Origin of the sequence: Haloarcula salina (genome assembly GCF_010119195.1) — an archaeon.
In the GTDB taxonomy this organism is placed as follows: domain Archaea; phylum Halobacteriota; class Halobacteria; order Halobacteriales; family Haloarculaceae; genus Haloarcula; species Haloarcula salina.
On sequence record NZ_WRXL01000004.1, the window covers coordinates 210,064 to 233,280 of the forward strand.

Below are 23,217 nucleotides of genomic sequence, written 5' to 3' on the forward strand. Positions count from 1 at the left end.
GGGTCGGTATAGGGATGGTGGACGGGGACGCCGCCCGCGGCCGGATCCGTCAGGACTCCCGGAACTCGTCGGTCACGTCGACGAGGTTCACGACGCCGTCGGGGACGCGGTAGGCCGTCACGACCTCGCGCTCGGCCTCGGGCGAGTCGACGGTCTTGTCGACGCCGTAGCCGACGTACGTGCAGTCGTCGCGGGTGAACTCCACGACGGAGTAGCCCCAGTTGTGGCTGTCGAAGAACTCGATGTGAGGGTTCATCGCCGTGATCAGCCTCGTCAGCAGCGGTTCGGTGAGTCGGCCGCGCAGGCCGCGGGTGAGGTGGAGCGCTTCGGCGGCGTTGAGCGACGTGACGGCCGGCGTCATGAACTCGACCCCGATGCGGTCGCCCTGCGCGACCCCCTCGCCGCCGGTGACGCGGCCGGGATAGGAGGTCTGCTGGTAGCCGGCGACGTAACAGTGCATGTCGCCGGTCAGCGTGACGAAGTTCCCCACGTCCGCCGCACCGATGGCCTCGGTCACCCGCTGGCGCTCGCGCGTGTAGCCGTCCCAGCCGCCTTGGACGGGGTACACCGACAGCGGGCCGGAGCCGAGTCGGAAGGGGATGGTCAGCACCTCGTCGGCCCACACCGTCCAGCGCGTCTCCGACCCGGTGATGGTGTCGATGAGCCACTCCCGCTGTTCGTCGCCGAGCATCGTCCGCCCCGGCGGTTCGCGGTGGGGGCCGACGTTGTCCGGCGTCGGAATCGCCTCCCGCGGCGGGTCGCGGAACAGGCGCTCGTCGGTCATCGCCAGCGTCACCAGATCGCCGAAGCGCATCGAGCGCCAGAGCCTGAACCGATCCTGCAAGCGCTCGCCGTTGGGGTCGTACTCGACGCGGGCGGGCATGTACTCCCACCACGCGTGCATCGCGTTCGCGACCAGTTCCGTCATGAATTTCGGGTCGTCGCCGCGGGGGTGGTCGCCGGCCGGCGCGTCCGAGCGCGAGTCCCAGTACACGTCGTTGACCATCTCGTGGTCGTCCCAGCCGGCGACGAGGGTGTGTTCCTCCAGGGCCTCCCGAAGGAATCGGTCGGTGCGGTACTCGCGGTGGAGGTAGCGGTAGTCGTCGAGCGTGTGGACCCGGTCGTAGCCGCTCGGCAGCGTCAGTTCCCGGCCCGCGTACTCGTAGGACCCGAGCCCCTTGAAGTGGCCGTCGTCGGACTCGTAGATGAAGTCGCCGAGGTGAACGAGGAAGTCGAGGTCCTCCTCGGCGACGTAGTGGTACGCCGGGAAGTAGCCGTTGAGGTAGTTCTGGCAGGCCAACACGGCGATGCGAAGCGACTCGGGCGAGTCGGTCGGCCGCGGGAGCGTCCGACAGCGCCCCGTTCGGGTGGCGACGCCGTCGTAGACGAAGCGGTAGGCGTACTCGCTGTCCGGGTCGAGGCGGCCGTCGAGGTCGACCTTGACCGTGTAGTCGTGGGCCCGAATCCGCTCCGCGTCGTCCAGCACGCCCTCGTACACCACCTCCTCGAAGTCGTCGTCGGTCGCCACCTGAACGCCGAGCGGCGTCTCCCGGTCGAAGCGGTCGGGCGCGACGCGCGTCCAGAGGATGACGCCGCTCGGCGTCGGGCCGCCGCTAGCGACCGACTGTGGAAACACGTCGTCCGGGTCGGCACTCGGGTCGTGGTCGAACGCGTCGGTCGCCGTCGCCTCGCTGACCGTCATCGCCGTCGCGAGGTCGTGGGAATCGAGTTCCGAGAGCAGTTCGACGTGGTCGTCTCGGCCACTCGAGGGCTCGTCGCGGCCGTCCAGTCCCGACATACCGGTCCGTTCGGGCCCGGTCTAAATCCCGGTTTCGGCCCGGTCCGGCCGTTCACACGCGTCAGAATGCGAGTCCGCCGAACCGCCGGCGCGCGTACATCAGGGGGAGCCCTGCGACCGCGCCCAACGGGGCAGTGACCGCGAGAGCGAACCCGATCACGACGACACCCGCGAGCAGCACCGTCCGCGGTCCCCAGACGACCGCGACCGCGAGCGTCCAGAGCGACACCGTGACGACGGCCGTCGTCAGCCCGAAGAGCGCGCCGAGCAGATAGGACTGTGCCGCGCGTCGCTCGACGAGCGCCCACCAGCCGACGGCTCCGACGACACCGGCGGACGCCGGGACGAGGACGCCAGCGTACGGTTCGGGGAGCCCGAGCACCGTCAGCAGCGTGCCGGCGACGGCACCGAGCCGCAGTAACACCAGCGAGCTACAGACGAACGCGTACGCGCCGGCGAGCAGCGACCACGCGATCGGCGTGGAGAGCGTCGAAGCGGGTCCTTTGGAGGACACGAGTGAGAGCAGACGCAGGGCCGACATATGTTTTGGGACCCGGCGCCGGGGCCCAGGTGGGACTCAGACGAGAGTGCTATCCGATGGAAGCGGACGGGGAGTAAGCCGAACCCGGCCTCAGGAGCGCAGTCGCGTCCGCTCGGACGCCGCCTCGCGCGAGCGGTGTCCCAGGTCGGCCTTCAGCGCCTCGATGGCCTCCTGGGGATCCGTCTCGGAGTCGAACACGCGGTCGAAGCCCATCTCGCGGAAGGTCTTTCGCGTCTCGTCGAAGGAGTCCTGTCCGACGGCGAGGTTCCCGCCGATGTACGTCGTCACGTCCAGGCCCGCCTCGTCCATCGCCCGGTGGAAGTCCTGACAGTCCTGCTCGGCGTGGCCGTACAGCGAGGAGACGAGGATCGCCTCCGCGTCGTGCTCCGCGGCGGCCTCGATGAACTCCGACTGGGACGTCTGTACGCCGAGGTTCACGACTTCGAACCCCGCCGCTTCGAACGCCCGTTCAAGGATGGTAATTCCGACGACGTGCGCGTCGGAGCCGATGACACCGAGGATGACTGTCCTCATACAGGACCACCAACGAGGGTATCCTACATAAACCTAATGAAAGACCATTATAGATTGTGTCAACCGTTCCCACCCGCGAAGGGATGGATATTAGCCGCGATGGCCCGAAGCGTCGGTAGACTCCTCAGCAATGGTATCCGAACCGTCGTCTCGCCTGGGCTCCACGGCGACGCCCGCCCGTCCGTCCGGCAGACCGGGCCGGCGAGCGAACAGCCACACCGTTCCGGTCGAGTCGCCATGACGACCGTTCGGCCGGCGTTCGACGCCGACGCCGACGACGTCCGGCGGGTGGCCAGGCGTGCGTGGCACGACGCCTACGACGAACTCGACCCCGAGGCCATCGAGTCCACCATCGACGACTGGTACGCGGACCCGCTCGGAGCCGCGCTCCACGGGTGGGCCGGCGGCGTCCCCGCGAACGACCTCGACGACATCGAAGCCACGCTTCTCGTCGCCGAGCAAGACGGTGATATCGTCGGTTTCACGCAGGGCATCACGCTCCAGACGGTCGGGACGATTCTCCGCCTCTACGTCGACCCGGACTACCACCGCGAGCGGGTCGGAACCGCGCTGTACGAGCACCTCCGGGAGATTTTCGAAGCGCACGGGGTCGAACGTATCCGGGCGCTCGACCTCGCCTCGAACGAGAAGAGCCGCCGCTTCTTCCTGAACCACGGCTTCGAGCGGTCGAACACGCGGACGGTCACCATCGGCGGCGAGCCCTACGACGAGGCCGTCTTCTCCAGGGAGCTGGAGACCGACGGCGGCGAGTCGTAACTGCGGGAGTGGCCAGAAGGTCAGGGTGGGTTCTGGCCGTCGTTGATACCGTCGAACGCGCCGCGGTCGTACGCGTACCGCCATCGCTGGATGACCGCCCGCGCGACGAGCCCCGTCTCTGAGACGGTAATACACGACGCCTCCACGGGTCGGCTGGGAGCATCCGGTGGCGGGTGGAAGTGCCGCGTCGGCGCGTCCGGTTTCGGATGACAGTCGAACCGGAAGTTCCGCTTTCGATCGTCCGTGTAGTGGACCGCGTAGTTTCCGGACAGACTCCACCGGATGTCGAAGCGCGCGGAATCCGCGTCACCGACACCGTCAGAGACAGTGACCGAGAGCGTCTGCGGATTCAGCGGGTCGTCCAGTTCGGCCGTCTCTACGAGCGGCTCCCGGTTTCGGAACAGATCGCGGATCTCACGCAACGCGCCGGCGTCGATCGGGCCGAACACCTCCGGCCGTTCGCCCTCGTCGGTCATACGACAGCGGACGTGTCGCCGTTACCGTCCTCGTCCGAGTCCGTCCCAGTGAGGAGTCCCGACCGGCTGGCTTCCCCAATCGCGAGCGCGGCCTGCGCGAGTGCCAGATTGCGCCGCGTCGTTTGCCACTCCGTGAGGAGCGCCCCGCGGTCGTCGTCCGCGTCGTCCACGTCCATAGTGCGGGCGAACTCTTCGGGGGACTCGACGTCGTATTCGTCGCGCCAGTCCCGGATCGTCGCCTTCATGTCGGCGATGCCCGACGCGATTTCTTCGGTGGTCCGCTCTGCGAGAAGCGCCTTCGCGTGCTCGGTGACGACGGCCGTCTCCGAGCGGCGGTACAGCGTCGTCTGTCCGTCCTGCGACGCCGTCACTTCGCCCGCATCTTCGAGCGTTCGCAGGTGCTTTCGCGCCGTGGTTGGCGAGACGCGCGCACGGTCGCCGACCGCCTCGGCCGATTGCGGGTCGTACGTCCGCCGAACGACATCGTACACACGCTCGAATGGCGTCGTTTCCTCGACCCACTCGTCGACGACGCTGTCGTTTACGTCACGGCCGCCTGTTCCGCCGTCTGACCGGAGGCGGCCCGACGGACGCAGTTCCTCGGACATCGTGTGTAGACTACGTCGCACAAGTATAATAATTTGTGGACCAGCATGCTGACCTGCAACGGTGGGGGCAATCGCGCGGAGACAGCGCTATCGTTCCTCGCTTCGCGGGGGCTGTCCGGACACTCTCACCGCCGGAGTCGAGCCACCGTCTCGCCGTCGCGCTCCGTTAGCTCGACGAGGCCGTCGTCGTCGAGGTCAGAGAGCAGCCCGCGGAGCCAGTCGCGGCCGTACTCCCCATCCGGGGCGTAGTCGACCCGGATTCGCGGCCCCAGTTCGTCGAGTTCGAGCCGGTCGTACTCCTTGAGCGTCGATATGGCGCGGCCCCGCATCTGCCGTCTGCTCCCCTCGAACTCCGGTTGGGTCGGCACGTCCGGCGCGGTGAAATCGCCCGTCTCGTAGGCAGAACACCACTCGCGCCAGGGACACGCCGCGCCGTCGCAATCGGGCGTCTTCCCGCAGGCCACGCCGCCCAGTTCCATGATCGCGTTGTTCCAGACGCGCGACTCACCGTCGGGCATGAGCGCGCTCGCGACGGCCTCGAAGGCGTCGTCCTCGTCGGGAACGTCGAACGCGCGGTACAGCACCCGCTTGACGTTGGTGTCGACGACGGCGTTCCCGTTGTTGAACGCGAAGGAGGCGACGGCGTTGGCGGTGTAGGGGCCGACGCCCATCAGGTCGCTGAGGCCGTCGGGGTCGCGGGGCCACTGGCCACCGGCGTCACCGCCCCCGTGAGACCGGTCCGTCGGACCGAGCTCGCCCTCAGTGACCTGGCGCGCGGCCTCGTGGAGGTACTTCGCGCGGTTGTTGTATCCCAGCGAGTGACTGGTCCAGAAGCCGACCACGTCCGCGCGGTCGGCGGCGGCGAGGTCGGCGACGGTCGGCCAGCGGTCGAGGAAGTCCGTCCAGGCGTCGACGACGCGGTCCAGTTGCGTCTGCTGGCTCATCACCTCGGAGACGAGAATCTCGTAGGGGTCCTCGGTCTCGCGCCACGGGAACGAGCGGTGGTCCGCCTCGTACCACTCGATCAGCGCACGCTGGACGGCGGACGGGTCCCCGGGGACGGACCCCGGACGCTCGGCCGCCTGCGACTGGTCGCTCATGCGACGCCCTTAGCGCCGTCCTGTTTTGTGCGTGACGGTCAGCCGTCGGACTCGACGCCGACCCACTCGAAGTCGGTCCCGTACCAGTCCGGTTCGTCGGCGTCGAACACGTCCGCGAAGACGAACATCGCGCCGTCGACGTACGTCGTGTCGACGTACAGCCGCCAGCCGTGGGCGGCGGCGATCGTTTTGACGATCGAGAGGCCGAGACCGGTCCCCTGGTCGCTGGTCGTGTGGCCGTAGTCGAAGATGTCGTCGACCTCCTCGGAGGGGATGCCAGGGCCGTCGTCGGCCACGTAGAAGCCGTGATCGGTCAGGCCGACGGAGACGGTCACGTCGTCGCCGACGTGGTCGATAGAATTCCGAAAGAGGTTCTCGAAGGCGCGCAGGAGGCGCGAGCGGTCGGCGTGGATGGTCCGACTCTCCCGTACGTCGAGCGTGGCATTCCTGCTGTCGATGTTGTCCCACGCGTCGGTGACGATGGCCTCGAGCGGGACCGGCGCGGTCGCCTCGACGCTCGCTCCCTTCCGCGTCAGCGTCAGTACGTCGTCGATGATCGACTCGATGCGGTCGTGTGCGCCCTCCAGCTTCTCGACGTGGGTCTGGAGGTCGTCGCCGTCGGCGTCCAGGTCCGACAGCCGGGCCGAGAGGAGTTCGACGTGGCCGCGGGCGACGGTCAGCGGATTCCGGAGGTCGTGGCTCAGCGTCGACGCGAACTCGTCTAAGCGCTCGTTCTGGCGCTCCAGTTCCCGGCTGGACCGCTCGGCCGCTTCGCGCGCTTCGTGTGCCTCTCGGATCTGTGTGCGGAGCGCGTCGCGCATGTTCGCGAAGGACTGGTACAGGCGACCGATCTCGTCCCGGCGGGCCGTCGAGAGGTCGACGCCGAGGTCACCCTGCTCCATCGCCTTCGTGCGCCCGCGGAGGCGGATGAGCGGCAGCAGGGTGTGCCGGCCGAGGACCGCGCCCAACACGGACAGCGAGACGATTGCCGTGCCGACGATGACGATGAGGCTCCGCCGGATGGTGTGGCTCGTCGCGTACAGCGACGCGGTGTCCGCCGACGTGGCGACGATCCAGTTCGTACCGTTTACCGTCGCGTACGCCGTGACAGCACCGTCGGTTTCGACGATCGGATGACCGCCCGCCACGGCCGCTTCGACGCCATCCTCCCGCACTGGAACACCGCCCGTTTGCGCGGCGGCGACCATCGGTTCGCCCTCGGCGGTAAGGAGAGTCGTCTCGAACTCCTGTCGATGGGTCCGGAGGCGGTCGTCCGGAATCGTCGCGACGAGGACGAGCGCGCCGTCCGCGCTGGCGACGGGACTCGCGAACGCGACCGTCGCGGTGTCGCCGTCGGCGTAGACCGACGACGTCGTCACGGTCCGGGTCGGACCGGTGGCGTCCATCGCGTCGTCGAGCGCACCAGTCCACGACGGTTCGACCGCGGCCGCCGACGTTCCCGACGCGGACACGTTGGTGCTGGCGACGACCGTGTATCCGCCGCCTGAGGAAGTAACGTAATAAAGCCCGCGGACCGATGACGCGTCCGCCGCGAGGCTCGCGACGAGGTGCCGGCGAACGTCGGCGGTCGTCCCCTCGCCGAACACGGGCGATGACGAGACGGTGGCCGTCATCGACGCGGTGTCGGCTCGCCAGGCAGCGACGGCGTCGGCGTGGTGGGACGCCGACGTCCGGAGGTCGGTCGTCGCGTCGCGCTCGACCCGGTGTTGGATCTGGTGGTAGCTGACCGCTCCGACCGCCGAGAGCACGACGAGCACGACGAGCAGCGCGACGGAGAACTTCGCCGCGTAGTTCCGAGATACGAACGTCGGCACCAGCCGACCGAGACGGCTGGCGCTCTCGCCGCCGTTCGGTGAGTCGGTGGCGCTGCACTCACCCCCGTGACCACCCCGTGGTCCGCCGCCAGAACCCGTCATTGTTACCCCAAATCGGTCGGAGGACGACCGTCGCATATGCTATTAACATTCCATTTGATAAAATTTATTATCTTGATAGTTACCCACTATCACGGTCGTGCGTCGTCAACTGATCGGTTCCGCTCGGAGTCGTAAGGGGTTTCCTCGCGCTGGACTTCAGGGGCGCTATGAGCCTCGACGATCTGCAGGACGACCTCGAAGCGTCGTACAGCGACCTCGGCGACGACCTCTCCGTGTCGCTCGACCGCGAGACGCGCAACGAACTCGCGATGCTGTCGGTCGCGATGGACCCCGACGACACCGACGAACTGGTCCGCCGCGCGGTCCACATGCTCTTTCAGTCCACCGTCGACCGGGGGACGCTCGATTTCCACCTCCGATCTGGCTACGACTGCACGTACGACGAGTACCTCTCGGGGATGACCTTCGACGAGATGACCGGGAACCAGTTCCCCCAGGACAAGGACAACGACGACCGGCGCTACCAGTTCTAGAGGAGCAGGCCGAGCGCGAACACGGTCGCAACGCCGAGTACGACGGAACTCCAGAACGCCACGCGGGAGGCGAACGACCGGTTCGGTCCGGGCGCCGTCAGCGCCGCTTTGACGCCGATACTGGCCGCCGTCGCGACGAGGATAGCCACCATCGCTGTCGGGCCGTCGATCGCGCCGCCGCGGTACAGTAACACGGCGGAAGTCGTCGCCCCGGCGCTCGAAACCAGCCCGCTGAGTGCGGACGTGACGTAGAGCCCGGCGGTACCGAACTGCGACTGCGCGACGCCGCCCAGGACGACGACGAGCAAGAAGACTCCGCCGAACGACAGCGCGTTTCGCATCGAGAACGGGCTCTCGAGCCCCATATCGACCGTCTCCGACCAGTCTGCGGTGTAGGCCGCGATGGCCACGCTGCCGACGATGACCGCGCCCAGTGGCACGACCGCCTCGACGAGAATACCGCGCTCGATGGTGAACACGACGGTGATGAGAAGGTTTCGCAGCGCCATCGCGGCGTCGGCCAGCAGGATCGCGGCCACCGCGTAGGAGGCCGCGTCCGGCCGCTGACGGACGTGGTCGAGCATCGTCCCGACGACGGCGGTCGAGGACGCCAATCCACCGAAGAAGCCGGTCACGGCGATGCCGCGGCCGCCGTAGCTCTGGACGATGGCGTAGTTGACGATGCCGATGCCCGCGACGAACATGACCATCAGCCAGATCACGCGGAGTTCGACACTGATATCGAGCAGTCCGCCGGGGAGTTCGACCGGTTCGGCCGGGAGGAGCGGGTAGATGACGAACGCGAGGATGGCGAACTCCGAGGCGGAGCGCAGTTCCTCGCGCGAGAGGCCCCACGCGAGCGAGTGGAGTTCGCGCTTGAGCACGAGCAAGAGCGACGAGAAGACGGCGACGGCGACGCCTTCGAGGACGAACCCCTCCGCGACGAGCGCGCCCACGCCGTAGGCGACGAGCATCGAGACGGACGTGGTCAGCGACAGCCCCTCGCCGTCTCCGTCGTCGAGGAGGCCCTGCACCGCCAGCAGAATGCCCTGAACGATCACCAGCACGCCGCCGACGACCAGCAGCGCCTGGCTCTCGGTGAGGGTGAACACCGCGGCCAGCAGGCTGATGAGCGCGAACGTCCTGACCCCCGCCGACTTCTGGGACCATTCGCGCTCTAATCCCAGGAACATCCCGAGCGCGCCCGCGAGCAGGATGTGTAGGACTGACGCCTGGACTGGCGCGGGGTCGAACTGCAACAGCGCGTTCACGGTTCGTCTACGACAGGGGTCGGGTAAAGTGGTCGGGGTGTGGCAGTGAGCGTGCGGTGGGGCCGTCAAACGGCGGTAGTCGAACGCAGAAGCCGTCGCGTGGCGTACGGCCGCCGCTCGTCGGTGTACGAGGCCGCGCCGTCGGCACGGACTATAGGTCGACGTACTGGTCTTCCCAGTCGCGTCGCGCGTCGATCTCTCGACGGCCGCGACGAGTGAGCGTGTAGAAGTTCGTCCGGCGGTCGCGCTGCCCCTTCTCGACCAAGCCCTTATCTACAAGGGTGTCTAAATTAGGGTAAAGGCGACCGTGGTGGATCTCCTTCTCGTAGTATGCCTCGAGTTCCTCCTTGATCGCCAGTCCGTGGGGCTCCTCCCTGCCGGCGATGACGTACAGGAGGTCCCGCTGGAAGCCTGTCAGGTCGTGCATCAGTTGGTCCTATGTAATGATTATGTATCTATACTCTTAAATATGTCGACATAGAGTAGTTGTCGTTTTCTCCGATAGCTAAATCCCCGAATACGGATCAGAAACGCCGCCAATCTGGCGTTACATTTCTCACGAAATAGCATCAAATCTACATCACTCTCTGGAAACTGATGGCGATGAGATTATTTGTTAGTAGGGCGTATACTCGCTATGGTCGAAACTGTCCTCTTCGAGAACGAGCGCGTTCTCGACCGGAGCGCCGTGGCGGACTACCTCAGAAGCCTGGCTGACTCCCTCGAGGAAGGGTCGGACGTGACGCTCAGCGCCGGCGAGCAATCGGTGACGCTCGCCCCGCCGTCACAGTTGGAGTTCGAAGTGAAAGCCGAGCGCGAGGGACCTGCCGAAGGGAACGGCGAACTGAGTATCGAAGTCGAACTGGAGTGGCCGGAACACGCGACGGACGACGAGCTGTCGATCGAGTAGCGAACACTCGATTTTTCGGATCGACGTGATCGACAGAACAGCCGTGAACAGCCGTCACTCAGAGTGTAGCAGCGAAGTAAGTGGAAAGCGGTCGCGAAAAACGCGACCGCTTGCCGCCCTGAATTGGTCCCCGCTGACGCTTCGGCCCTCCAAGCGAAGCGTCACTTGGTCGAATGAGGCTGAATAACTTAAATGTACCGGCCCTGTCCTGCAGATGTTAGCTTTCGGAACAGAACTGGATGGAACGTCGCACACATCCTATATGTGTTCCTCCTCGAGGACCCACCCGAGCGCCCGCTTGTAGTGGGTGAACATCATCCGGACGCGTTCGTGGTCCATCTCATCCGAGTCCAGCTGTTCGGCGAGAAAGTCGTACTGCTCGCGGATCTCGTCTTCCGAGCGCATGCTCGCCGGTACGCGGCGCTCGCGGAACAATCTTGAGGGCGGCCCACCGAGTGTCGCACATGAAGATCCGCGGGGAGCGCGAGTGCCAGGAGTGTGGCACGCGCTGGGCCTACTACGAGACCGGCAGCGTGGAGTGTCCGCAGTGTGGCAGCCTTCACAGCGTTGGTGTCGGCGAGCGAACGGAACACACCGACTCGCCGGCGACGCTGGACCTGACGCCGGTCAGGAACCGCATCGACGCGGACCCGCTCCGCGAGATCGCGAGCGAGGCAGCCGATGCCTGCCGCGAGTACGCCCAGAAGCGCGGCTTCATCGACGCGGGCGAACTCAGACCGCTGTCGGAGACGTACGTCGCCGCGGTCGAACTCCAGCACGTCGGCGCGCACGTCGCTCGGGAGATGCGCGTCGACGACCCGACGGAGCGGTACTTCTACGAACTGCTCGGTGGTGCTGACGCCGGCGACCGACCGACGCCCGAGGAGGTTCCGAACGCCCTCAGAGCACCGTACGGGCTGGCGATGGCGACCGCGATAGAGCGCTACCAGGGCGACGTTCGGACGTACCTCGACGCGAACCCGAATGCCGACGCGCGGCGGCTCTCCGGTCGGATCCGGGACCACCGTAAGCGGATCGAGGCCCTCGACGGCGACGTGGACCCGGCGGACGCGAACCGACTCGTCCACGCGGCGCGCGAACTTGGCTCGTTCGTCACCGGCGAGGAGAGCGCCGCCGTCAGGGCAGAGAACTGGCTGACCGGTATCGAAGACGTAGACACCTGAGGCCGCGCCGCCCCCTTGGCGAACGCGCTCGCGACGGCTACCGCAATCGCCGTAGCAGGTCCCGGTCGAGGCAGTTCTCCGGCACCGCGTCCCGCCACGCGACCCGCTCGATCCCCTCGTCGGCCAGTCCGGGGTCGTCGGCGAGCGCCGTCGTCTCCGGCGTCCCGCGGTACGTCCCGAAGAAGAACGTCTCGCTCCGCTCGGCGTCCGCTGTCGTCACCGTCACTTCGGTGACGGCGGCCAGGTCCTCGACGGCGATCTCGACGCCGGTCTCTTCCGCGACCTCTCGCTGCAGCGCCCCCTCGCGGCTCTCACCCGCCTCGACGCCGCCGCCCGGGAGCTTCCAGGTGTCGTCCTCGTAGACGAAGAGGATCCTGTCGTCGGCGTCGGCGACGAGCGCGCCGACCGCCCAGCAGAGCCCGCGGTCGGCCCGGTCGCGGACACTGGCCAGGCCGCGCTGATCGGTCTCGCGCGTGACGCGGCGGGTGTAGACGTCCCGCTCCGCGAACGCCGACAGCGACGGCATTCAGGGGAGGTCGACCGCGACATCGTGCTGGAGGCCGGCGGCCTTGACCGTGTTGTACAGCAGCATCGCGCGGGTCATCGGGCCGACGCCGCCGGGAACGGGCGTGATCGCGCCGGCCTTCTCTTTGGCGCTCTCGTACTCCACGTCGCCGACCAGTTCGTAGCCCTTCTCGGTGTCCGCCTCGACGCGGTTGATACCCACGTCGATGACCGTCGCGCCCTCGCCGATCATGTCGCCGTCGATCATCTCGGGGACGCCGGCCGCGGCGACGACGATATCGGCGCTCCGGGTCCGCTCGGCGAGGTTCTCGGTCCGGGAGTGACACACCGTCGTCGTCGCGTTGCCGCCGGGGGCCTTCTGGATGAACAGGTTCGCCATCGGCTTGCCGACGATGTCCGAGCGGCCGACGACGACGGCGTCTTTCCCCTCGGTGTCGACGCCCGCGTGGGCGATGAGCTTCTGGATGCCGTGGGGCGTACAGGGCTTGTAGCGCGCGTCGCCGGCGACGAGGCGGCCCACGTTCTCCGGGTGGAAGCCGTCCACGTCCTTCAGCGGGTCGATGGCGCGCAGGACCTCGCGGTCCTCGACGTGGTCGGGGACGGGCATCTGGACGAGGATCCCGTTGACGTTCTCGTCGGCGTTGAGGTCGTCGACGGTGTCGTACAGTTCCGCCGCGTCGGCGTCCGGGTCGATGTCGATGTCGATGGCTTCGATGCCGACCTCCTCGCAGTCGTTCTGCTTCATCGAGACGTACGTCTCGCTCGCGGGGTCGTCGGACATCAGCACCGTCGCGAGCGAGGGGCGGACGCCCTCGTCGGCGAGCTGGTCGATCGCGTCCGTCAGGTCGTCGCGGATGGACTGGGCGACGGCGTTGCCGTCGATGATATCGGTCATTAGGTAGTGTTGGTGACGCGCCCGCGTATGAACGTCCCGGATTCGGGTCGCGCTCGGTGGCGATCGGCTCCGGTCTTCAGGGACAGTCCGCCTCGGTGAACGACCGGCGGTCCGGACCGCGCGACGCGTCCTGTCGCTCGGTCACGCCGAACGCAACGGCCTGCGTGGTGAACAGTCAGCGGGCACGCCGCACGCCTCGGGCGAGCGCGTCGGTGGTACTCGGGGGATACGCTCATGCTGTCAGCCATCCATTGTGTCACATGGTTGTACGACGGCTCCTGGGTCTGCTCGTCAGCGGAACGAACCGAAACTCGAACCGAAAAGTGAGGCGAGTCCGGCGCAACGCCGTCGAGATCGTCACCCGTCCGTTTCGGACGCTCTACGCGATCGCGTTCATGACCCTGCTGCTCGGCGTCATGTATACGCTCATCTACGACAGCGGAGCGGCCGCTGCCGTCGACGCCGCGGAGGGGGACGCGGTCGCGATGGCACTGGCGTTCCTGCCGCCGCTCCCCGTCCTCGCGCTCATCGCCGTCGCGATGGCGATCCTGGTCCCGTTCTCGATGCTGTTCAGGGGCGTCAGCGACGAAAACCGGTATCACCGGTAACAGGACGTTCGGAACCGCTCAGTCGTACAGCGTGTACTCGTCGGTCAGTTCGTCGACGCGGTCGCTGACCTCGGCGATGACCGCGTCGTCGTGGGGCGCGTCGACGATCTCGTAGATGAGGTCCGCGACCTCCTCGCAGGCGGCCTCGTCGAAGCCGCGGGTCGTGAGCGCGGGCGTGCCGGCGCGGATGCCCGAGGGGTTGAACGCCGAGCGCGTCTCGCCGGGGACGGTGTTCGCGTTGAGCACGATACCGGCCTCTTCGAGCGCCGCCTCGACGTCCTTGCCCGTGGTGTCTGGGTGGGAGGGGCGGAGGTCGATGAGGACGAGGTGGTTGTCCGTGCCGTCCGAGACGAGGTCGAGGCCGTGTTCCTGCAGACGGTCGCCGAGCGCGCGGGCGTTGTCGACGGTCTGCTGTGCGTACGCCTCAAACTCGGGGGCGAGCGCCTCGCCGAAGCCGACGGCCTTGCCGGCGACGTTGTGCATCAGGGGACCGCCCTGGGTGCCGGGGAAGACGGCGGAGTCGATGTCGTCGGCGTACTCCTCGTCGCACATGATGATGCCGCCGCGGCCGGCACGGATGGTCTTGTGCGTCGAACCGGTGACGAAATCGGCGATGCCGACCGGCGAGGAGTGGACGCCGGCGGCGACGAGGCCGGTGATGTGGGCGATGTCGGCGAGGTGATACGCGTCGACGGCGTCGGCGGCCTCCTGAATGGTCTCCCACTCGATCTCGCGCGGGTACGCGGAGTAGCCCGAGACGATGATGTCGGGCTCGAACGCTTCGGCCGTCTCACGCAACTGTTCGTAGTCGATGTAGCCCGTCTCGTCGTCGACCTCGTACTGCTCGACCTCGTACACCTGGCCGGCGAAGTTCGCCGGGTGGCCGTGGCTGAGATGGCCGCCGTGGGTCAGGTCCAGCGAGAGTATCTTGTCACCGGCATCGAGCATGGCGAGGTAGACGCCCATGTTGGCCTGCGAGCCGGAGTGTGGTTGGACGTTGACGTGGTCGGCGCCCCACAGCTCCTTCGCGCGGTCGATAGCGATCTCCTCGACGTCGTCGGCGTACTCACAGCCGCCGTAGTAGCGCTCGCCGGGATAGCCCTCGGCGTACTTGTTCGTCAGTTCGGAGCTCTGGGCCTCCATGACGGCCTCGCTGACGTGGTTCTCACTGGCGATCATCGCCAGCGTGTCGTTCTGTCGTGTCCGCTCGCCTTCGAGCGCATCGGCTACTGCCGGGTCGGACTCCCGTACAGTCTCGTAGGTCATGTGTGCGCCTCGGAACCCGGCGGACAATAATCTACCCCTCTGGTGCGGGCGTGCGGCTGACTGGCACGTAACGGATCGGAGCTTCGGCGAAGTCGTTAGTAACCGGCGTTCACATGTCAATTGATGGTACCCATATGTATTTATTGAATAAGGACACACATGTCAGTGTATGGTCGCCTGGGGGGTGTCAGGCGTGGAGGTCGACGGGGACGCGGATTCGACGACGGAGTGGGACGGAAGCGAAGTCGACCCGGCCGCGCTGGTACGACAGTTGCACAGGAGCGTGTCCGTCGGGACCGAACAGCTCCAGCGCCCGGCGGACGAGTGTTACCGTGGAACGGTCACCGAGATCGCGCTGCCGGCGGTGGAGCCGACGCTGTCCCGGCTGGACGCGGAGCCGTATCGGGGCACGCTGTCAGAACTCCCCGAAGGGACGTTTCTCCTGACGATGCAGGCGCCCGCGGCGGTGGCCGATCGAGCGTCGCCGTTCGCCGACGCAGACGAGATTCGCATCCATCTCCGCTTCGACGGTCCCGCCTACGTGCGTTCGCTGGGTACCACCACGGTTCTCGCCTTCGACGACTGGACGGCCGTCACGCTCGGGTTCGTGTCGGTTTCCAGCGAGTCTCGGCCGCAGATACAGGTCCCCGAGACGCCCGCTGGACTCGCGACGGCGGTTACCTACATGAGCAGCGCGTTCCACACGATGAAGCCGTCGCGATCACATCCCGAGTTCCGGGGGCATCCGCCGCTGGTCGCGACGGGAGAGCCGGTACAGATCCCCGAGGCCGTTCGGGAGTGTCGACCCGACACCGGAATCCGTCTCCGCGTCCCGGAGCGCGTCGCCGACGTGCTCGTCACCGCCCCGCTAGCGTACTACCTCGGTGCGGAGGTCACCGTCGAATCGCGTGATTCGGCGCTGCTGACCGCCGACGGGACGGACGTCTCGATCTCGCTCGGCGAGCGTTCCTCGCTCCAGTGTGGCGTCGCGCAACTGCTCCGGAAGGTGTTCTACCTGGACTGCCAAGTCAGGCACATCGACCCGGACCAGAACGGAGACCGGATCACAGCCGCCCTCTCGCTCGATGCGGACGCGGTCTGCTCGCTGCCTCCCGCGGAGCGACTCGAACGCTACGTCGACGTCTCGGACGACGCGGTAAACAGTATCCTCCCCGAGTGGCCGCTCTCGACCTACGTCGAGCCGCGGGCGGATCGAGTACGATGTCTTCCCTTTCTGCTGGAACGTCTCAGTCTCGTCTACCTACCCGACGGATCCGAGCTCGATCAGAGCGACCTCCTCGACAAGACCCTCGCGGACTCGTACCTGTGTCGCGGCTCGGCCGAGCGCCCGTCCATGATCGAACCGACCCTTCGAGAGGGGCAGCTACACGCCTGGCTCGCGCCCGGGAACCCGATCGACGCCTGCAAGACGACACCAGAAGCCTACCTGAACCGGTACCGGTTCGAGTGTCGGTGCGATAGCGAGCCGACCGTCGCGGTGGTTCTCAACGACGAGGAGATGGCGGACGAACACACCGAAGTGACGGAGATCTACCGGGCCGCCGACCTCCCGATGGACGTCCGGGTGAACGAGCGGCTATCGGTCGCCGAACTGGCCGACGCGTTCGAACGTCAGACCGACTTCGTCCACTTCATCGGCCACTGCGACGACGTCGGACTGCGCTGCCCGGACGGCAACCTCCCGCTGTCGTCGCTCGACGGCACGGGTACCCAGACCTTCTTCCTGAACGCCTGTGGCTCCTATCAGCAGGGACTCGATCTCGTCGAGCAGGGCGCCGTCGCCGGCGCGGTGACGTTCACAGACGTGCTCGACAAACACGCCGCGCTGGTCGGGACCGCGTTCGCCCGCTTGCTGTGCAACGGCTTCAGCATCCAGCGGGCGCTCGAACTCGCTCGCCGCCGGATCATGATGTGCAAAGACTACGCCGTCGTCGGGGACGGGACGTACTCGATCATCCCGTGCCCGGACCAGCCCGCGGTGGTCTGGCTGTCGGAGTCGGAGTCGGGCTTCGACCTCGACTGCACCGTCGTCTCGCCCGAGCGACCGGGCGAGAGCTACCGGCTACCGTTCGGCGACGGCGCCGTGCTGAACGGTGAGCAGACGACCCACACGCTCGAACGGGACGAACTGGCCGCGGCGCTGTCCGGGACGTCGCTGCCGGTCATCTACGACGGCGAGTTCCACTGGTCCGACGACCTGGCCGCGCGACTTCAGAGCGGGTTCTGAACGGCCCGGCGGGCGGCTTCGAATCCGTTCAATGACCACAGCGACCGCCAGCATAGCGCATTTTCCAGCCCTGATATCGAGTTCTGCTTATTCGTCCGTGTCGATATTTTTATCGCGAATATTCTGTGGGTGTTGAGCCGTGAGACGAGAAATCAACACATATCGGCCGGTAAAATTAAATATATTAATGCGCTATATACTGGCAGAAGAAAATGACTTCAAATCTCCTGCAGGACGACGTCGGTTCCATGCTCGGGGCAGTGTTCGAGTCGACGACCGAACCGGTGTACGTCGTCAATCCGTCCCGTCAGAGCGTCGCCGAACTCGTCTCGACGCTCGACGCGGACGCCGACGCTCCGGAGGTGCGACTGCTCGCCGACGAGCGCGCACTGAAAGACGTGATGGACGACTTCCTCGTCGCCAGCACCGCGGCCGACCTCATCGACGAAGACAGGCTCGAGATGCGACTGCTCGGTGAGGTGCCGAACCACTCCGTCGCCGTGACACCGGACGCGGTGTACGCGCTCGTCACCATCAACGACGCGGTCGGCGGTCTCGGAACCGACGACGGCGACTTCGTCGACACCGCCTACGACTACTACGAATCGACCTGGGCGGACGCCGACGAGTACTCGCTCCGGACGCCGCCGCTCAACCGCGTCCGCAGCACGCTCGAATCCGACATCGGTCAGGAGACCGCCGACGACTTCGACGACGTGCTGAGTTCGCTGTCGACGGCCCGCGGCGACGGTGACGGCCTGGACGAGGTCACCATCAGTCTGCTGGTCGCGGCCCGCAACGGCGAACTGCTCTACGACATCAGCAAGTGGGGCGAAGACGTCGGCCTCGCCAGCAAGGCGACCTTCTCCCGGACGAAGACCAAGCTCGAGGACATGAACCTCATCGACACCGAGAAGGTTCCCATCGACGTCGGCCGACCGCGGCTCCGCCTGATGCTCGGCGACGAGCGCCTCAAGGACGCCGAACCGGACGAGCTTGCGACAGTCGCCCAGTCGATGCTCGCCGCATAGGTTTTTCCCCGTTCACGCCGACGCCTTCGGCATGCCAACTGTCGAAGTCGTCGGGAGTGGGCCGGCGGTCGCCTCACTCACCGAGTTTCTCGCCGATATCGACGTCGCACTGACGCGGAGTTCGACACCGACCGAATCGCCTGCAGACCTGTTCGTCGTCGTCGATACCGTCGGCGCGACGGCGTTCGAGTCCGCGTCCGACCGAGCCAGCGACGCCGGGACGCCCTGGGTGGCCGTCGAACTGGGCGGCGTCGGCGGCGTTCCCGTGACCGACGCCGCGATCAGCGCGTTCGGGCCGGAGACCGGCTGTTTCGACTGCCTTCGCCGGCGGGTGGAAGCGACGGTCGACGGGTCCGAGTCGCCGACCGAAGCCCCTTCGGCCGCTACGCAGCGCTTCGCCGGTTCGCTGACCGGACGGCTCCTGACGCAGTTTTTCGACGGCGAGCGGGCGCTGTTCGGGACCGTGGTCGAACTCCCGCACACGGAGCGGCGGTTCCTCCCCGTCCCGGGGTGTGACTGCGGTGACTCGCCGGCTCCCCGACTCGACGCGGGACACCAGACGGCACACGACAGCGAGGCGCTCTCACGGGCCGAAATCGGCCTCGACGACCGGGTGGGAATCGTGGGGGAGGTCGGGGAAGCGCGGTCGTTCCCGTCCCCGTACTACCTCTCGACGCTGGCCGACACGGCGGGCTTCAGCGACGTGACCGCACCGAGACAGGCCGCCGGCGTCGCGGTGGACTGGGACACCGCGTTCATGAAGGCGCTGGGCGAGAGCTACGAGCGCTACGCCGCCGGCGTCTACTGCGTCGCCGACCTCCCGAGCGGGACGGTCGAGTCCCAGGCCGACGCCGTCGATCCGTCGGCGTTCGTCAGAGCGGAATCCGGGTGGGACGACGAGAGGGCGATTCCGTGGTATCCGGCCGAGGACCTCGCGACCGGTTCGGAGCGGTCGTTGCCCGCCGAGACGGTCCTGTACCCGCCGCCGTCGAACGCAGTCAGGACGGCGACGACGACCGGCCTGGGCCTCGGCAACACCGTCACGGAGGCGCTGGTGACTGGCCTGTACGAGGTCATCGAGCGCGACGCCGCGATGCTGTCGTGGTACTCCACGTTCGACCCGCTCCGGGTGACCGTCGACGACCACGACCGCTTCGACACGCTGCGACGGCGCGCGCAGTCGGAGGGGCTGGACGTGACGCCGCTGTTGTTGACCCAGGACGTGGACGTGCCCGTCGTCACCGTCGCGCTGGAAGGGGAGTCGTGGCCGCGGTTCGCGCTGGGGACCGACGCCGACCTCGATCCGGGGGCGGCCGCCGTCGGCGCGCTCGAAGAGGCCCTCCAGAACTGGATGGAACTCGACGGCATGGGACCCGACGGCGCGAAAGAGGCGGAGGGCGCGATCGGCCATTACGCCGAGTCGCCGGGCGACGCGGCCGGGATGACCGACACCGAGACCGCGGTGCCGCTCGACGGCCTCGGCTCCGACGCGGACCTGTCCGGCGAGGCGGAACTCGACGCGCTCTGCGAGCGGGCGACAGATGCCGGCCTGACGCCCTGCGGCGCCCGGCTCACGACGCGGGACCTCGAACAGCTCGGCTTCGAGGCCGTTCGCGTGGTCTGTCCGTCGGCACAGCCGCTGTTCTTCGGCGAGTCGTTCTTCGGCGGGCGCGCCGAGCGCGTGCCGAGCGACATGGGGTTCGAGCCGCGCCTCGACAGGGACCATCACCCGTTCCCGTAGAACAGTGAGACCGCCCGACGCTCAGATCGCGAACGTCGCGCGCAGCATGTCGCGCGTCCCCGGACCGAGGCCGACCGCGGTCACGGCGATGAGTAACAGGAGCGCGTACCGCGGGCTGTCCTCCATGAACTCCTCGTTGAACAGCGAGACGACGAGCGAGGCGACGGCCAGTTTGACCACGAGGAAGGGCCAGGACGTGCCGATGGCAGCCGAGAGCGCGGCCGGCTGAATCGCCTCCGTCGTCTCGATGATGAACGCGTTCGCGGGGTGTTTCGGGTAGTAGGTCAGCGGGACGCTGAGCGCGTCGAGCCAGTCCGCGAGCAGGACGTTCGCGACCCCGTCGATGGCGTGCCCCCAGATGACGAGCAGACCGATGGTGCCGGTCCCGTCGTTGACCGCGGGCCAGTACCGGTCAAACAGCCGGTAGAGGCCGTACGACAGTACTGAGGCGATCCCGACCGTCGTAATGAGGACGCTGGGATAGAGCCGCGAGTAGTCGGTGGTGACCGCCACGAACGTCAGGTACAGCAGGGTGACGAGGACGAGGGTCGTACCGACCACCCCGGTCGTCCGGTAGTAGCTGTCGACGACGCCGTCGTTATCGAGCTTCACGCAGACGACGAGCACGAGCAGCGTGAGCAGGAACACCGTCCCGTAGATGACGGGGCTGATGATGAGCGAGGACAGCGGGTAGTCGACGAGCGGATCGACCCCGGCTTCGACCGCGCGGTCGGTGGCGTCCTCAACGACGCGTAGCGCACCGCCGAGCAGCATGAAGGGGACGAACGCGAAGTAGAGCTTCGGGTCCTCCGCGATCTCCAGTCGCTCCAGGAGGAGGTAGACGCCGACGAGCATGTAGACGAGAATGAGCATGTAGCCCACCTCGGAGACGATGGTGTAGCCGGGTTCGGCGACCAGTCGTCCTTCCTGAATCGCGGCCGCACAGCCCTCGTAGAGCGGTTCCGGGCCAACCGGGGACATGACGGCGCAGTTCGCGGCCATCGCGTCCGCGTACACCGGCCCCCAGAAGTAGTGCCAGAGGAACCGGTCCCAGACCAACTGTGGGGCCGCGAAGACCGCCCCGATACCGACGAGAACGACCGCGACGAACGACCCGAGCCAGAGCTGCCCGGAGTCGAAATCACCGACGACTCGCTCGTACGTTGCCATGGCCGTGTGACCGGTGGCTGGCGGTTTTAGCGTTCCGGTCGCGTGCGCGTGACGGACGAAATCGGCCGGTCAGCGATTTCGCCGAGACGGCTCATTCGCCGCCGAGGGCCTCGTTGCCGGCCGCGACGAGCGCGTCGTGCGCCTCGCCGTTGGAGGCGACCATGGCGGCACTGTCGTGGCTCCAGGGCTCGCCGTCGAGATCCGTCACCGTCCCGCCGGCCCGTCGGACCAGTTGCACGCCGGCGACGGTGTCCCAGGGGTTCATCGGCCGGGTGCAGATCAGCCCCTCGAGCGCGCCGTCGGCGACGTGTGCGAGCGTCAACTGGAACGACCCGAGGCGGCGAACGTCGCCGAAGCGCTCGGCGATGGCGGTACAGAGACTGCCGAACTCGCCCCGCTCGTCGCGGTCCCACCAGCCGACGGGCGCCACCGCAAACGTCTCGGGGTCGGTCCGGTCGCTCACGGCGAGTTCGGTCCCGTCACGAGTGGCGCTCTCGGGGCCGACGGCGTAGAGGTCGCCCTGTGACGGCGCGTACGTCGCCGACGCCACGGGCTCGCCGTCGACGACGGCGCTGACGCTCGTCGCCCAGAGGCGCATTCCACGGACGTAGTTCGCGGTCCCGTCGATGGGGTCGACGATCCAGGCCGGTCCCCGCTCGGGCACGTCGTCCACCTCGGTCGCTCCCTCGGCGTTTTCGCCCGCTCCCAGCGTCGTCACGGGCTCTTCGCAGAGGAACGCATCGGTGGGAAACTCCGCGCGGACGGTGGCGACGACCTGCCGCTGAGCGTCGCGGTCCAGTTCCGTGACGAGATCGTTCTTGTTGGCCTTCGACTCGACGGAGAACGATCCCCGAAACCCCTCGCGTGCGACGACGCCGCCGGCGCGGGCCGCCCGCTCGGCGACCGCCGCCCGGTGGTGCGCATCAGTCATATCAGCCGCTGGTCGTCCCTCGTTCAAACCACCTCGGCTTCCAGCAAAACGGCCCGCGCGCGGAGAGAGCGGTCAGTCCGTCTCGACGGCCCCGTCGACGGCGTCGAGAATCTCCTCGGCGATGTCTCGCGCCTCGCTTGGCGTGTACAGGACCTGATTCCCCAGGGATTGCTCGATACGGACGTACCCGTCGTCGTTCTCGATGGAGAAGAACGCCGTGTTCTCGAGCGGTGGCACGCGCAGGTCCGCCTCAGACTGGTCGGTCGCCATGTCAATATATATCATACGGAGCGAAATAAATCTACGCCCCGGACGAGAGGTAGTGTTTAGTTTGGAGCATTGTGTCAGCGTGCGAAACTCTGCAACCAGTTTTCGGCTGTTTCCGGTTGGACGTGACTGAAGCAATTTGAAAATGACGAGGTGCGACGTTTCAGCTCTCGAAAAATTCGCTCGACAGCGTTCCGATTTCCGTGGCGACACATCTGAAATCGGAGGCCAGCTCGTTGCAGCGCAGTTTGGAGGTGTTGAGCGCCATCAACGAGAAACACGGCAGTTTCGATATCGTGTTTTTGGCGAAGTTCTCGCAGGAAAATTCCGTGAGAGTGGTCGTAGTCGTCGCAAACAGCCGGACGTGAAGCAGTTCATTCGACTGCGGATCGGCGGCGTTCGCAAGAGCACAGCTCTTGCGCAGCCCATCAGAATGGCTATGCCATTCTGAGGACGGCGTACAGCCAGAACTGCTGGTCGTTGATTCGAATCACTGTTTCGTCAAGCGCGATCTGATTCGGAGATTTACCCGATTCGGGCTGTAGATTGGCTTTTTGCACCCAATCGTGAATCGCTTTTCGACTGCGTTGGACACCCAGCGCTTCGAGCAATTCGTCGGTATTCGACAGTGACAACCCCGCAACGTACGATTGAATACCCAGCGCCATCGCCGACTCGGGTGTCCGCTTGCGCTCCACAAAATCCAAATCAATTCAGTCGCTACTTCCGCTGAGGCGGCTGATTTCTGCCATAGACCAGCAAGAAATCCGTCCGCATCACTTTTCACGCTTAACTAAACACGACCCTCGAAAATGCCTCGATATAGTTATGATCGAAACACAAGGAGATACGTTCCGGAGACCAGTGTAACAAAACCGCCAACCATCGTTGAAAAAGCTACTGCT

General features: G+C 66.7%; 24 protein-coding genes and 1 pseudogene. 8 read left to right on the forward strand and 17 right to left on the reverse strand.

The genetic code is table 11. From position 1 onward, the window contains the following. Nucleotides 1–49: 49 nt before the first annotated feature. The 3 genes from GM656_RS12455 to glmS form a co-directional block, all read right to left on the reverse strand. Nucleotides 50–1,798, reverse strand: coding sequence for an alkaline phosphatase D family protein (locus GM656_RS12455; protein WP_162414005.1), 1,749 nt, complete (start codon nucleotides 1,796–1,798; stop codon nucleotides 50–52). A gap of 61 nt (nucleotides 1,799–1,859) precedes the next feature. Continuing rightward, the gene (locus tag GM656_RS12460; protein WP_162414006.1) at nucleotides 1,860–2,312 is read right to left on the reverse strand and encodes a hypothetical protein; all 453 of its coding nucleotides are present in this window, start codon (nucleotides 2,310–2,312) and stop codon (nucleotides 1,860–1,862) included. 117 nt (nucleotides 2,313–2,429) lie between these two features. Continuing rightward, the gene (gene glmS, locus GM656_RS12465) at nucleotides 2,430–2,873 is read right to left on the reverse strand and encodes a methylaspartate mutase subunit S (protein ID WP_162414007.1); all 444 of its coding nucleotides are present in this window, start codon (nucleotides 2,871–2,873) and stop codon (nucleotides 2,430–2,432) included. Between the two features lie 237 nt (nucleotides 2,874–3,110). Between glmS and GM656_RS12470 the strand changes: the two genes are divergently transcribed. Continuing rightward, nucleotides 3,111–3,650 (forward strand): GNAT family N-acetyltransferase, encoded by a 540-nt coding sequence (locus GM656_RS12470; RefSeq protein WP_162414008.1) that lies wholly within the window; start codon nucleotides 3,111–3,113, stop codon nucleotides 3,648–3,650. Nucleotides 3,651–3,670: 20 nt separating this feature from the next. On the opposite strand, the gene GM656_RS12475 is transcribed toward GM656_RS12470, so the two are convergent. The 4 genes from GM656_RS12475 to GM656_RS12490 all read right to left on the reverse strand — a co-directional run bounded on the left by GM656_RS12475 (nucleotide 3,671) and on the right by GM656_RS12490 (nucleotide 7,669). Further along, nucleotides 3,671–4,126 (reverse strand): hypothetical protein, encoded by a 456-nt coding sequence (locus GM656_RS12475; RefSeq protein ID WP_162414009.1) that lies wholly within the window; start codon nucleotides 4,124–4,126, stop codon nucleotides 3,671–3,673. After that, nucleotides 4,123–4,734: a winged helix-turn-helix domain-containing protein gene (locus GM656_RS12480; protein ID WP_206673706.1), complete on the reverse strand. Its 612-nt coding sequence runs from the start codon at nucleotides 4,732–4,734 to the stop codon at nucleotides 4,123–4,125. The genes GM656_RS12475 and GM656_RS12480 overlap by 4 nt, the downstream gene beginning before the upstream one ends. A 125-nt stretch (nucleotides 4,735–4,859) precedes the next feature. After that, entirely contained in the window at nucleotides 4,860–5,834 is a 975-nt protein-coding gene (locus GM656_RS12485; protein WP_162414010.1) for an A/G-specific adenine glycosylase, read from the reverse strand. 38 nt (nucleotides 5,835–5,872) lie between these two features. Continuing rightward, a complete protein-coding gene (locus tag GM656_RS12490; protein ID WP_338401351.1) occupies nucleotides 5,873–7,669 on the reverse strand; it encodes a sensor histidine kinase in 1,797 nt (598 codons plus the stop codon). A gap of 269 nt (nucleotides 7,670–7,938) precedes the next feature. Here GM656_RS12490 and GM656_RS12495 point away from each other — a divergent pair, with 269 nt between their 5' ends. Next, complete coding sequence (locus tag GM656_RS12495) at nucleotides 7,939–8,265, forward strand: hypothetical protein (RefSeq protein ID WP_162414012.1); 327 nt, start codon at nucleotides 7,939–7,941, stop codon at nucleotides 8,263–8,265. Here the strand turns inward: GM656_RS12495 and GM656_RS12500 are convergent. Both GM656_RS12500 and GM656_RS12505 read right to left on the reverse strand, forming a co-directional pair. Next, nucleotides 8,262–9,536 (reverse strand): MgtC/SapB family protein, encoded by a 1,275-nt coding sequence (locus GM656_RS12500; protein ID WP_162414013.1) that lies wholly within the window; start codon nucleotides 9,534–9,536, stop codon nucleotides 8,262–8,264. The two genes, GM656_RS12495 and GM656_RS12500, sit on opposite strands and share 4 nt — an antisense overlap. Nucleotides 9,537–9,687: 151 nt before the next feature. Further along, nucleotides 9,688–9,963: a PadR family transcriptional regulator gene (locus GM656_RS12505; protein WP_162414014.1), complete on the reverse strand. Its 276-nt coding sequence runs from the start codon at nucleotides 9,961–9,963 to the stop codon at nucleotides 9,688–9,690. 210 nt (nucleotides 9,964–10,173) lie between these two features. On the opposite strand from GM656_RS12505, the gene GM656_RS12510 reads away from it, so the two are divergent. Beyond that, on the forward strand, nucleotides 10,174–10,446 hold the full coding sequence (locus GM656_RS12510; RefSeq protein ID WP_162414015.1) for an amphi-Trp domain-containing protein: 273 nt from the start codon (nucleotides 10,174–10,176) through the stop codon (nucleotides 10,444–10,446). A gap of 258 nt (nucleotides 10,447–10,704) precedes the next feature. Here GM656_RS12510 and GM656_RS19135 read toward each other — a convergent pair whose 3' ends face one another. Then, nucleotides 10,705–10,851 carry a hypothetical protein gene (locus tag GM656_RS19135; protein ID WP_174242979.1) on the reverse strand — a complete coding sequence of 49 codons (147 nt, stop codon included), beginning with the start codon at nucleotides 10,849–10,851 and terminating at the stop codon, nucleotides 10,705–10,707. Nucleotides 10,852–10,910: 59 nt separating this feature from the next. Between GM656_RS19135 and GM656_RS12515 the strand changes: the two genes are divergently transcribed. Further along, complete coding sequence (locus GM656_RS12515; RefSeq protein ID WP_162414016.1) at nucleotides 10,911–11,630, forward strand: DUF7117 family protein; 720 nt, start codon at nucleotides 10,911–10,913, stop codon at nucleotides 11,628–11,630. A gap of 37 nt (nucleotides 11,631–11,667) precedes the next feature. Here GM656_RS12515 and GM656_RS12520 read toward each other — a convergent pair whose 3' ends face one another. Both GM656_RS12520 and GM656_RS12525 read right to left on the reverse strand, forming a co-directional pair. Beyond that, a complete protein-coding gene (locus GM656_RS12520; protein WP_162414017.1) occupies nucleotides 11,668–12,156 on the reverse strand; it encodes an NUDIX domain-containing protein in 489 nt (162 codons plus the stop codon). Further along, nucleotides 12,157–13,050 (reverse strand): bifunctional methylenetetrahydrofolate dehydrogenase/methenyltetrahydrofolate cyclohydrolase, encoded by an 894-nt coding sequence (locus tag GM656_RS12525; RefSeq protein WP_162414018.1) that lies wholly within the window; start codon nucleotides 13,048–13,050, stop codon nucleotides 12,157–12,159. 260 nt (nucleotides 13,051–13,310) lie between these two features. On the opposite strand from GM656_RS12525, the gene GM656_RS12530 reads away from it, so the two are divergent. Beyond that, complete coding sequence (locus GM656_RS12530) at nucleotides 13,311–13,658, forward strand: hypothetical protein (protein WP_162414019.1); 348 nt, start codon at nucleotides 13,311–13,313, stop codon at nucleotides 13,656–13,658. Between the two features lie 18 nt (nucleotides 13,659–13,676). Here the strand turns inward: GM656_RS12530 and glyA are convergent, their stop codons facing one another. Continuing rightward, complete coding sequence (glyA, locus tag GM656_RS12535; protein WP_162414020.1) at nucleotides 13,677–14,924, reverse strand: serine hydroxymethyltransferase; 1,248 nt, start codon at nucleotides 14,922–14,924, stop codon at nucleotides 13,677–13,679. Between the two features lie 169 nt (nucleotides 14,925–15,093). Between glyA and GM656_RS12540 the strand changes: the two genes are divergently transcribed. The 3 genes from GM656_RS12540 to GM656_RS12550 all read left to right on the forward strand — a co-directional run bounded on the left by GM656_RS12540 (nucleotide 15,094) and on the right by GM656_RS12550 (nucleotide 19,944). Beyond that, nucleotides 15,094–17,172 (forward strand): hypothetical protein, encoded by a 2,079-nt coding sequence (locus GM656_RS12540; protein WP_162414021.1) that lies wholly within the window; start codon nucleotides 15,094–15,096, stop codon nucleotides 17,170–17,172. Between the two features lie 212 nt (nucleotides 17,173–17,384). Beyond that, complete coding sequence (tbsP, locus tag GM656_RS12545; protein WP_162414022.1) at nucleotides 17,385–18,203, forward strand: transcriptional regulator TbsP; 819 nt, start codon at nucleotides 17,385–17,387, stop codon at nucleotides 18,201–18,203. 31 nt (nucleotides 18,204–18,234) lie between these two features. Next, nucleotides 18,235–19,944, forward strand: a complete 1,710-nt coding sequence (locus GM656_RS12550; RefSeq protein WP_162414023.1) for a YcaO-like family protein — start codon at nucleotides 18,235–18,237, stop codon at nucleotides 19,942–19,944. A gap of 21 nt (nucleotides 19,945–19,965) precedes the next feature. Here GM656_RS12550 and GM656_RS12555 read toward each other — a convergent pair whose 3' ends face one another. The 4 genes and pseudogenes from GM656_RS12555 to GM656_RS12570 form a co-directional block, all read right to left on the reverse strand. Then, nucleotides 19,966–21,114, reverse strand: coding sequence for a DUF63 family protein (locus GM656_RS12555; protein ID WP_162414024.1), 1,149 nt, complete (start codon nucleotides 21,112–21,114; stop codon nucleotides 19,966–19,968). A 91-nt stretch (nucleotides 21,115–21,205) separates the two neighbouring features. Further along, nucleotides 21,206–22,045, reverse strand: a complete 840-nt coding sequence (locus tag GM656_RS12560) for an inositol monophosphatase family protein (RefSeq protein ID WP_162414025.1) — start codon at nucleotides 22,043–22,045, stop codon at nucleotides 21,206–21,208. Between the two features lie 72 nt (nucleotides 22,046–22,117). Beyond that, nucleotides 22,118–22,315, reverse strand: a complete 198-nt coding sequence (locus GM656_RS12565; RefSeq protein WP_162414026.1) for a hypothetical protein — start codon at nucleotides 22,313–22,315, stop codon at nucleotides 22,118–22,120. Nucleotides 22,316–22,389: 74 nt separating this feature from the next. After that, nucleotides 22,390–23,025, reverse strand: a pseudogene (locus GM656_RS12570) (IS6 family transposase). Nucleotides 23,026–23,217 lie beyond the last annotated feature (192 nt).

Excerpts from the sequence above, each read along its gene's own strand:
- GM656_RS12455 (WP_162414005.1), bottom strand. The coding sequence starts at position 1,798 with ATGTCGGGACTGGACGGCCGCGACGAGCCCTCGAGTGGCCGAGACGAC.
- glmS (WP_162414007.1), bottom strand. The coding sequence starts at position 2,873 with ATGAGGACAGTCATCCTCGGTGTCATCGGCTCCGACGCGCACGTCGTC.
- GM656_RS12470 (WP_162414008.1), top strand. The coding sequence starts at position 3,111 with ATGACGACCGTTCGGCCGGCGTTCGACGCCGACGCCGACGACGTCCGG.
- GM656_RS12475 (WP_162414009.1), bottom strand. The coding sequence starts at position 4,126 with ATGACCGACGAGGGCGAACGGCCGGAGGTGTTCGGCCCGATCGACGCC.
- GM656_RS12480 (WP_206673706.1), bottom strand. The coding sequence starts at position 4,734 with ATGTCCGAGGAACTGCGTCCGTCGGGCCGCCTCCGGTCAGACGGCGGA.
- GM656_RS12485 (WP_162414010.1), bottom strand. The coding sequence starts at position 5,834 with ATGAGCGACCAGTCGCAGGCGGCCGAGCGTCCGGGGTCCGTCCCCGGG.
- GM656_RS12495 (WP_162414012.1), top strand. The coding sequence starts at position 7,939 with ATGAGCCTCGACGATCTGCAGGACGACCTCGAAGCGTCGTACAGCGAC.
- GM656_RS12505 (WP_162414014.1), bottom strand. The coding sequence starts at position 9,963 with ATGCACGACCTGACAGGCTTCCAGCGGGACCTCCTGTACGTCATCGCC.
- GM656_RS12510 (WP_162414015.1), top strand. The coding sequence starts at position 10,174 with ATGGTCGAAACTGTCCTCTTCGAGAACGAGCGCGTTCTCGACCGGAGC.
- GM656_RS19135 (WP_174242979.1), bottom strand. The coding sequence starts at position 10,851 with ATGCGCTCGGAAGACGAGATCCGCGAGCAGTACGACTTTCTCGCCGAA.
- GM656_RS12515 (WP_162414016.1), top strand. The coding sequence starts at position 10,911 with ATGAAGATCCGCGGGGAGCGCGAGTGCCAGGAGTGTGGCACGCGCTGG.
- GM656_RS12520 (WP_162414017.1), bottom strand. The coding sequence starts at position 12,156 with ATGCCGTCGCTGTCGGCGTTCGCGGAGCGGGACGTCTACACCCGCCGC.
- GM656_RS12525 (WP_162414018.1), bottom strand. The coding sequence starts at position 13,050 with ATGACCGATATCATCGACGGCAACGCCGTCGCCCAGTCCATCCGCGAC.
- GM656_RS12530 (WP_162414019.1), top strand. The coding sequence starts at position 13,311 with ATGGTTGTACGACGGCTCCTGGGTCTGCTCGTCAGCGGAACGAACCGA.
- glyA (WP_162414020.1), bottom strand. The coding sequence starts at position 14,924 with ATGACCTACGAGACTGTACGGGAGTCCGACCCGGCAGTAGCCGATGCG.
- GM656_RS12540 (WP_162414021.1), top strand. The coding sequence starts at position 15,094 with ATGGTCGCCTGGGGGGTGTCAGGCGTGGAGGTCGACGGGGACGCGGAT.
- tbsP (WP_162414022.1), top strand. The coding sequence starts at position 17,385 with ATGACTTCAAATCTCCTGCAGGACGACGTCGGTTCCATGCTCGGGGCA.
- GM656_RS12550 (WP_162414023.1), top strand. The coding sequence starts at position 18,235 with ATGCCAACTGTCGAAGTCGTCGGGAGTGGGCCGGCGGTCGCCTCACTC.
- GM656_RS12555 (WP_162414024.1), bottom strand. The coding sequence starts at position 21,114 with ATGGCAACGTACGAGCGAGTCGTCGGTGATTTCGACTCCGGGCAGCTC.
- GM656_RS12560 (WP_162414025.1), bottom strand. The coding sequence starts at position 22,045 with ATGACTGATGCGCACCACCGGGCGGCGGTCGCCGAGCGGGCGGCCCGC.
- GM656_RS12565 (WP_162414026.1), bottom strand. The coding sequence starts at position 22,315 with ATGGCGACCGACCAGTCTGAGGCGGACCTGCGCGTGCCACCGCTCGAG.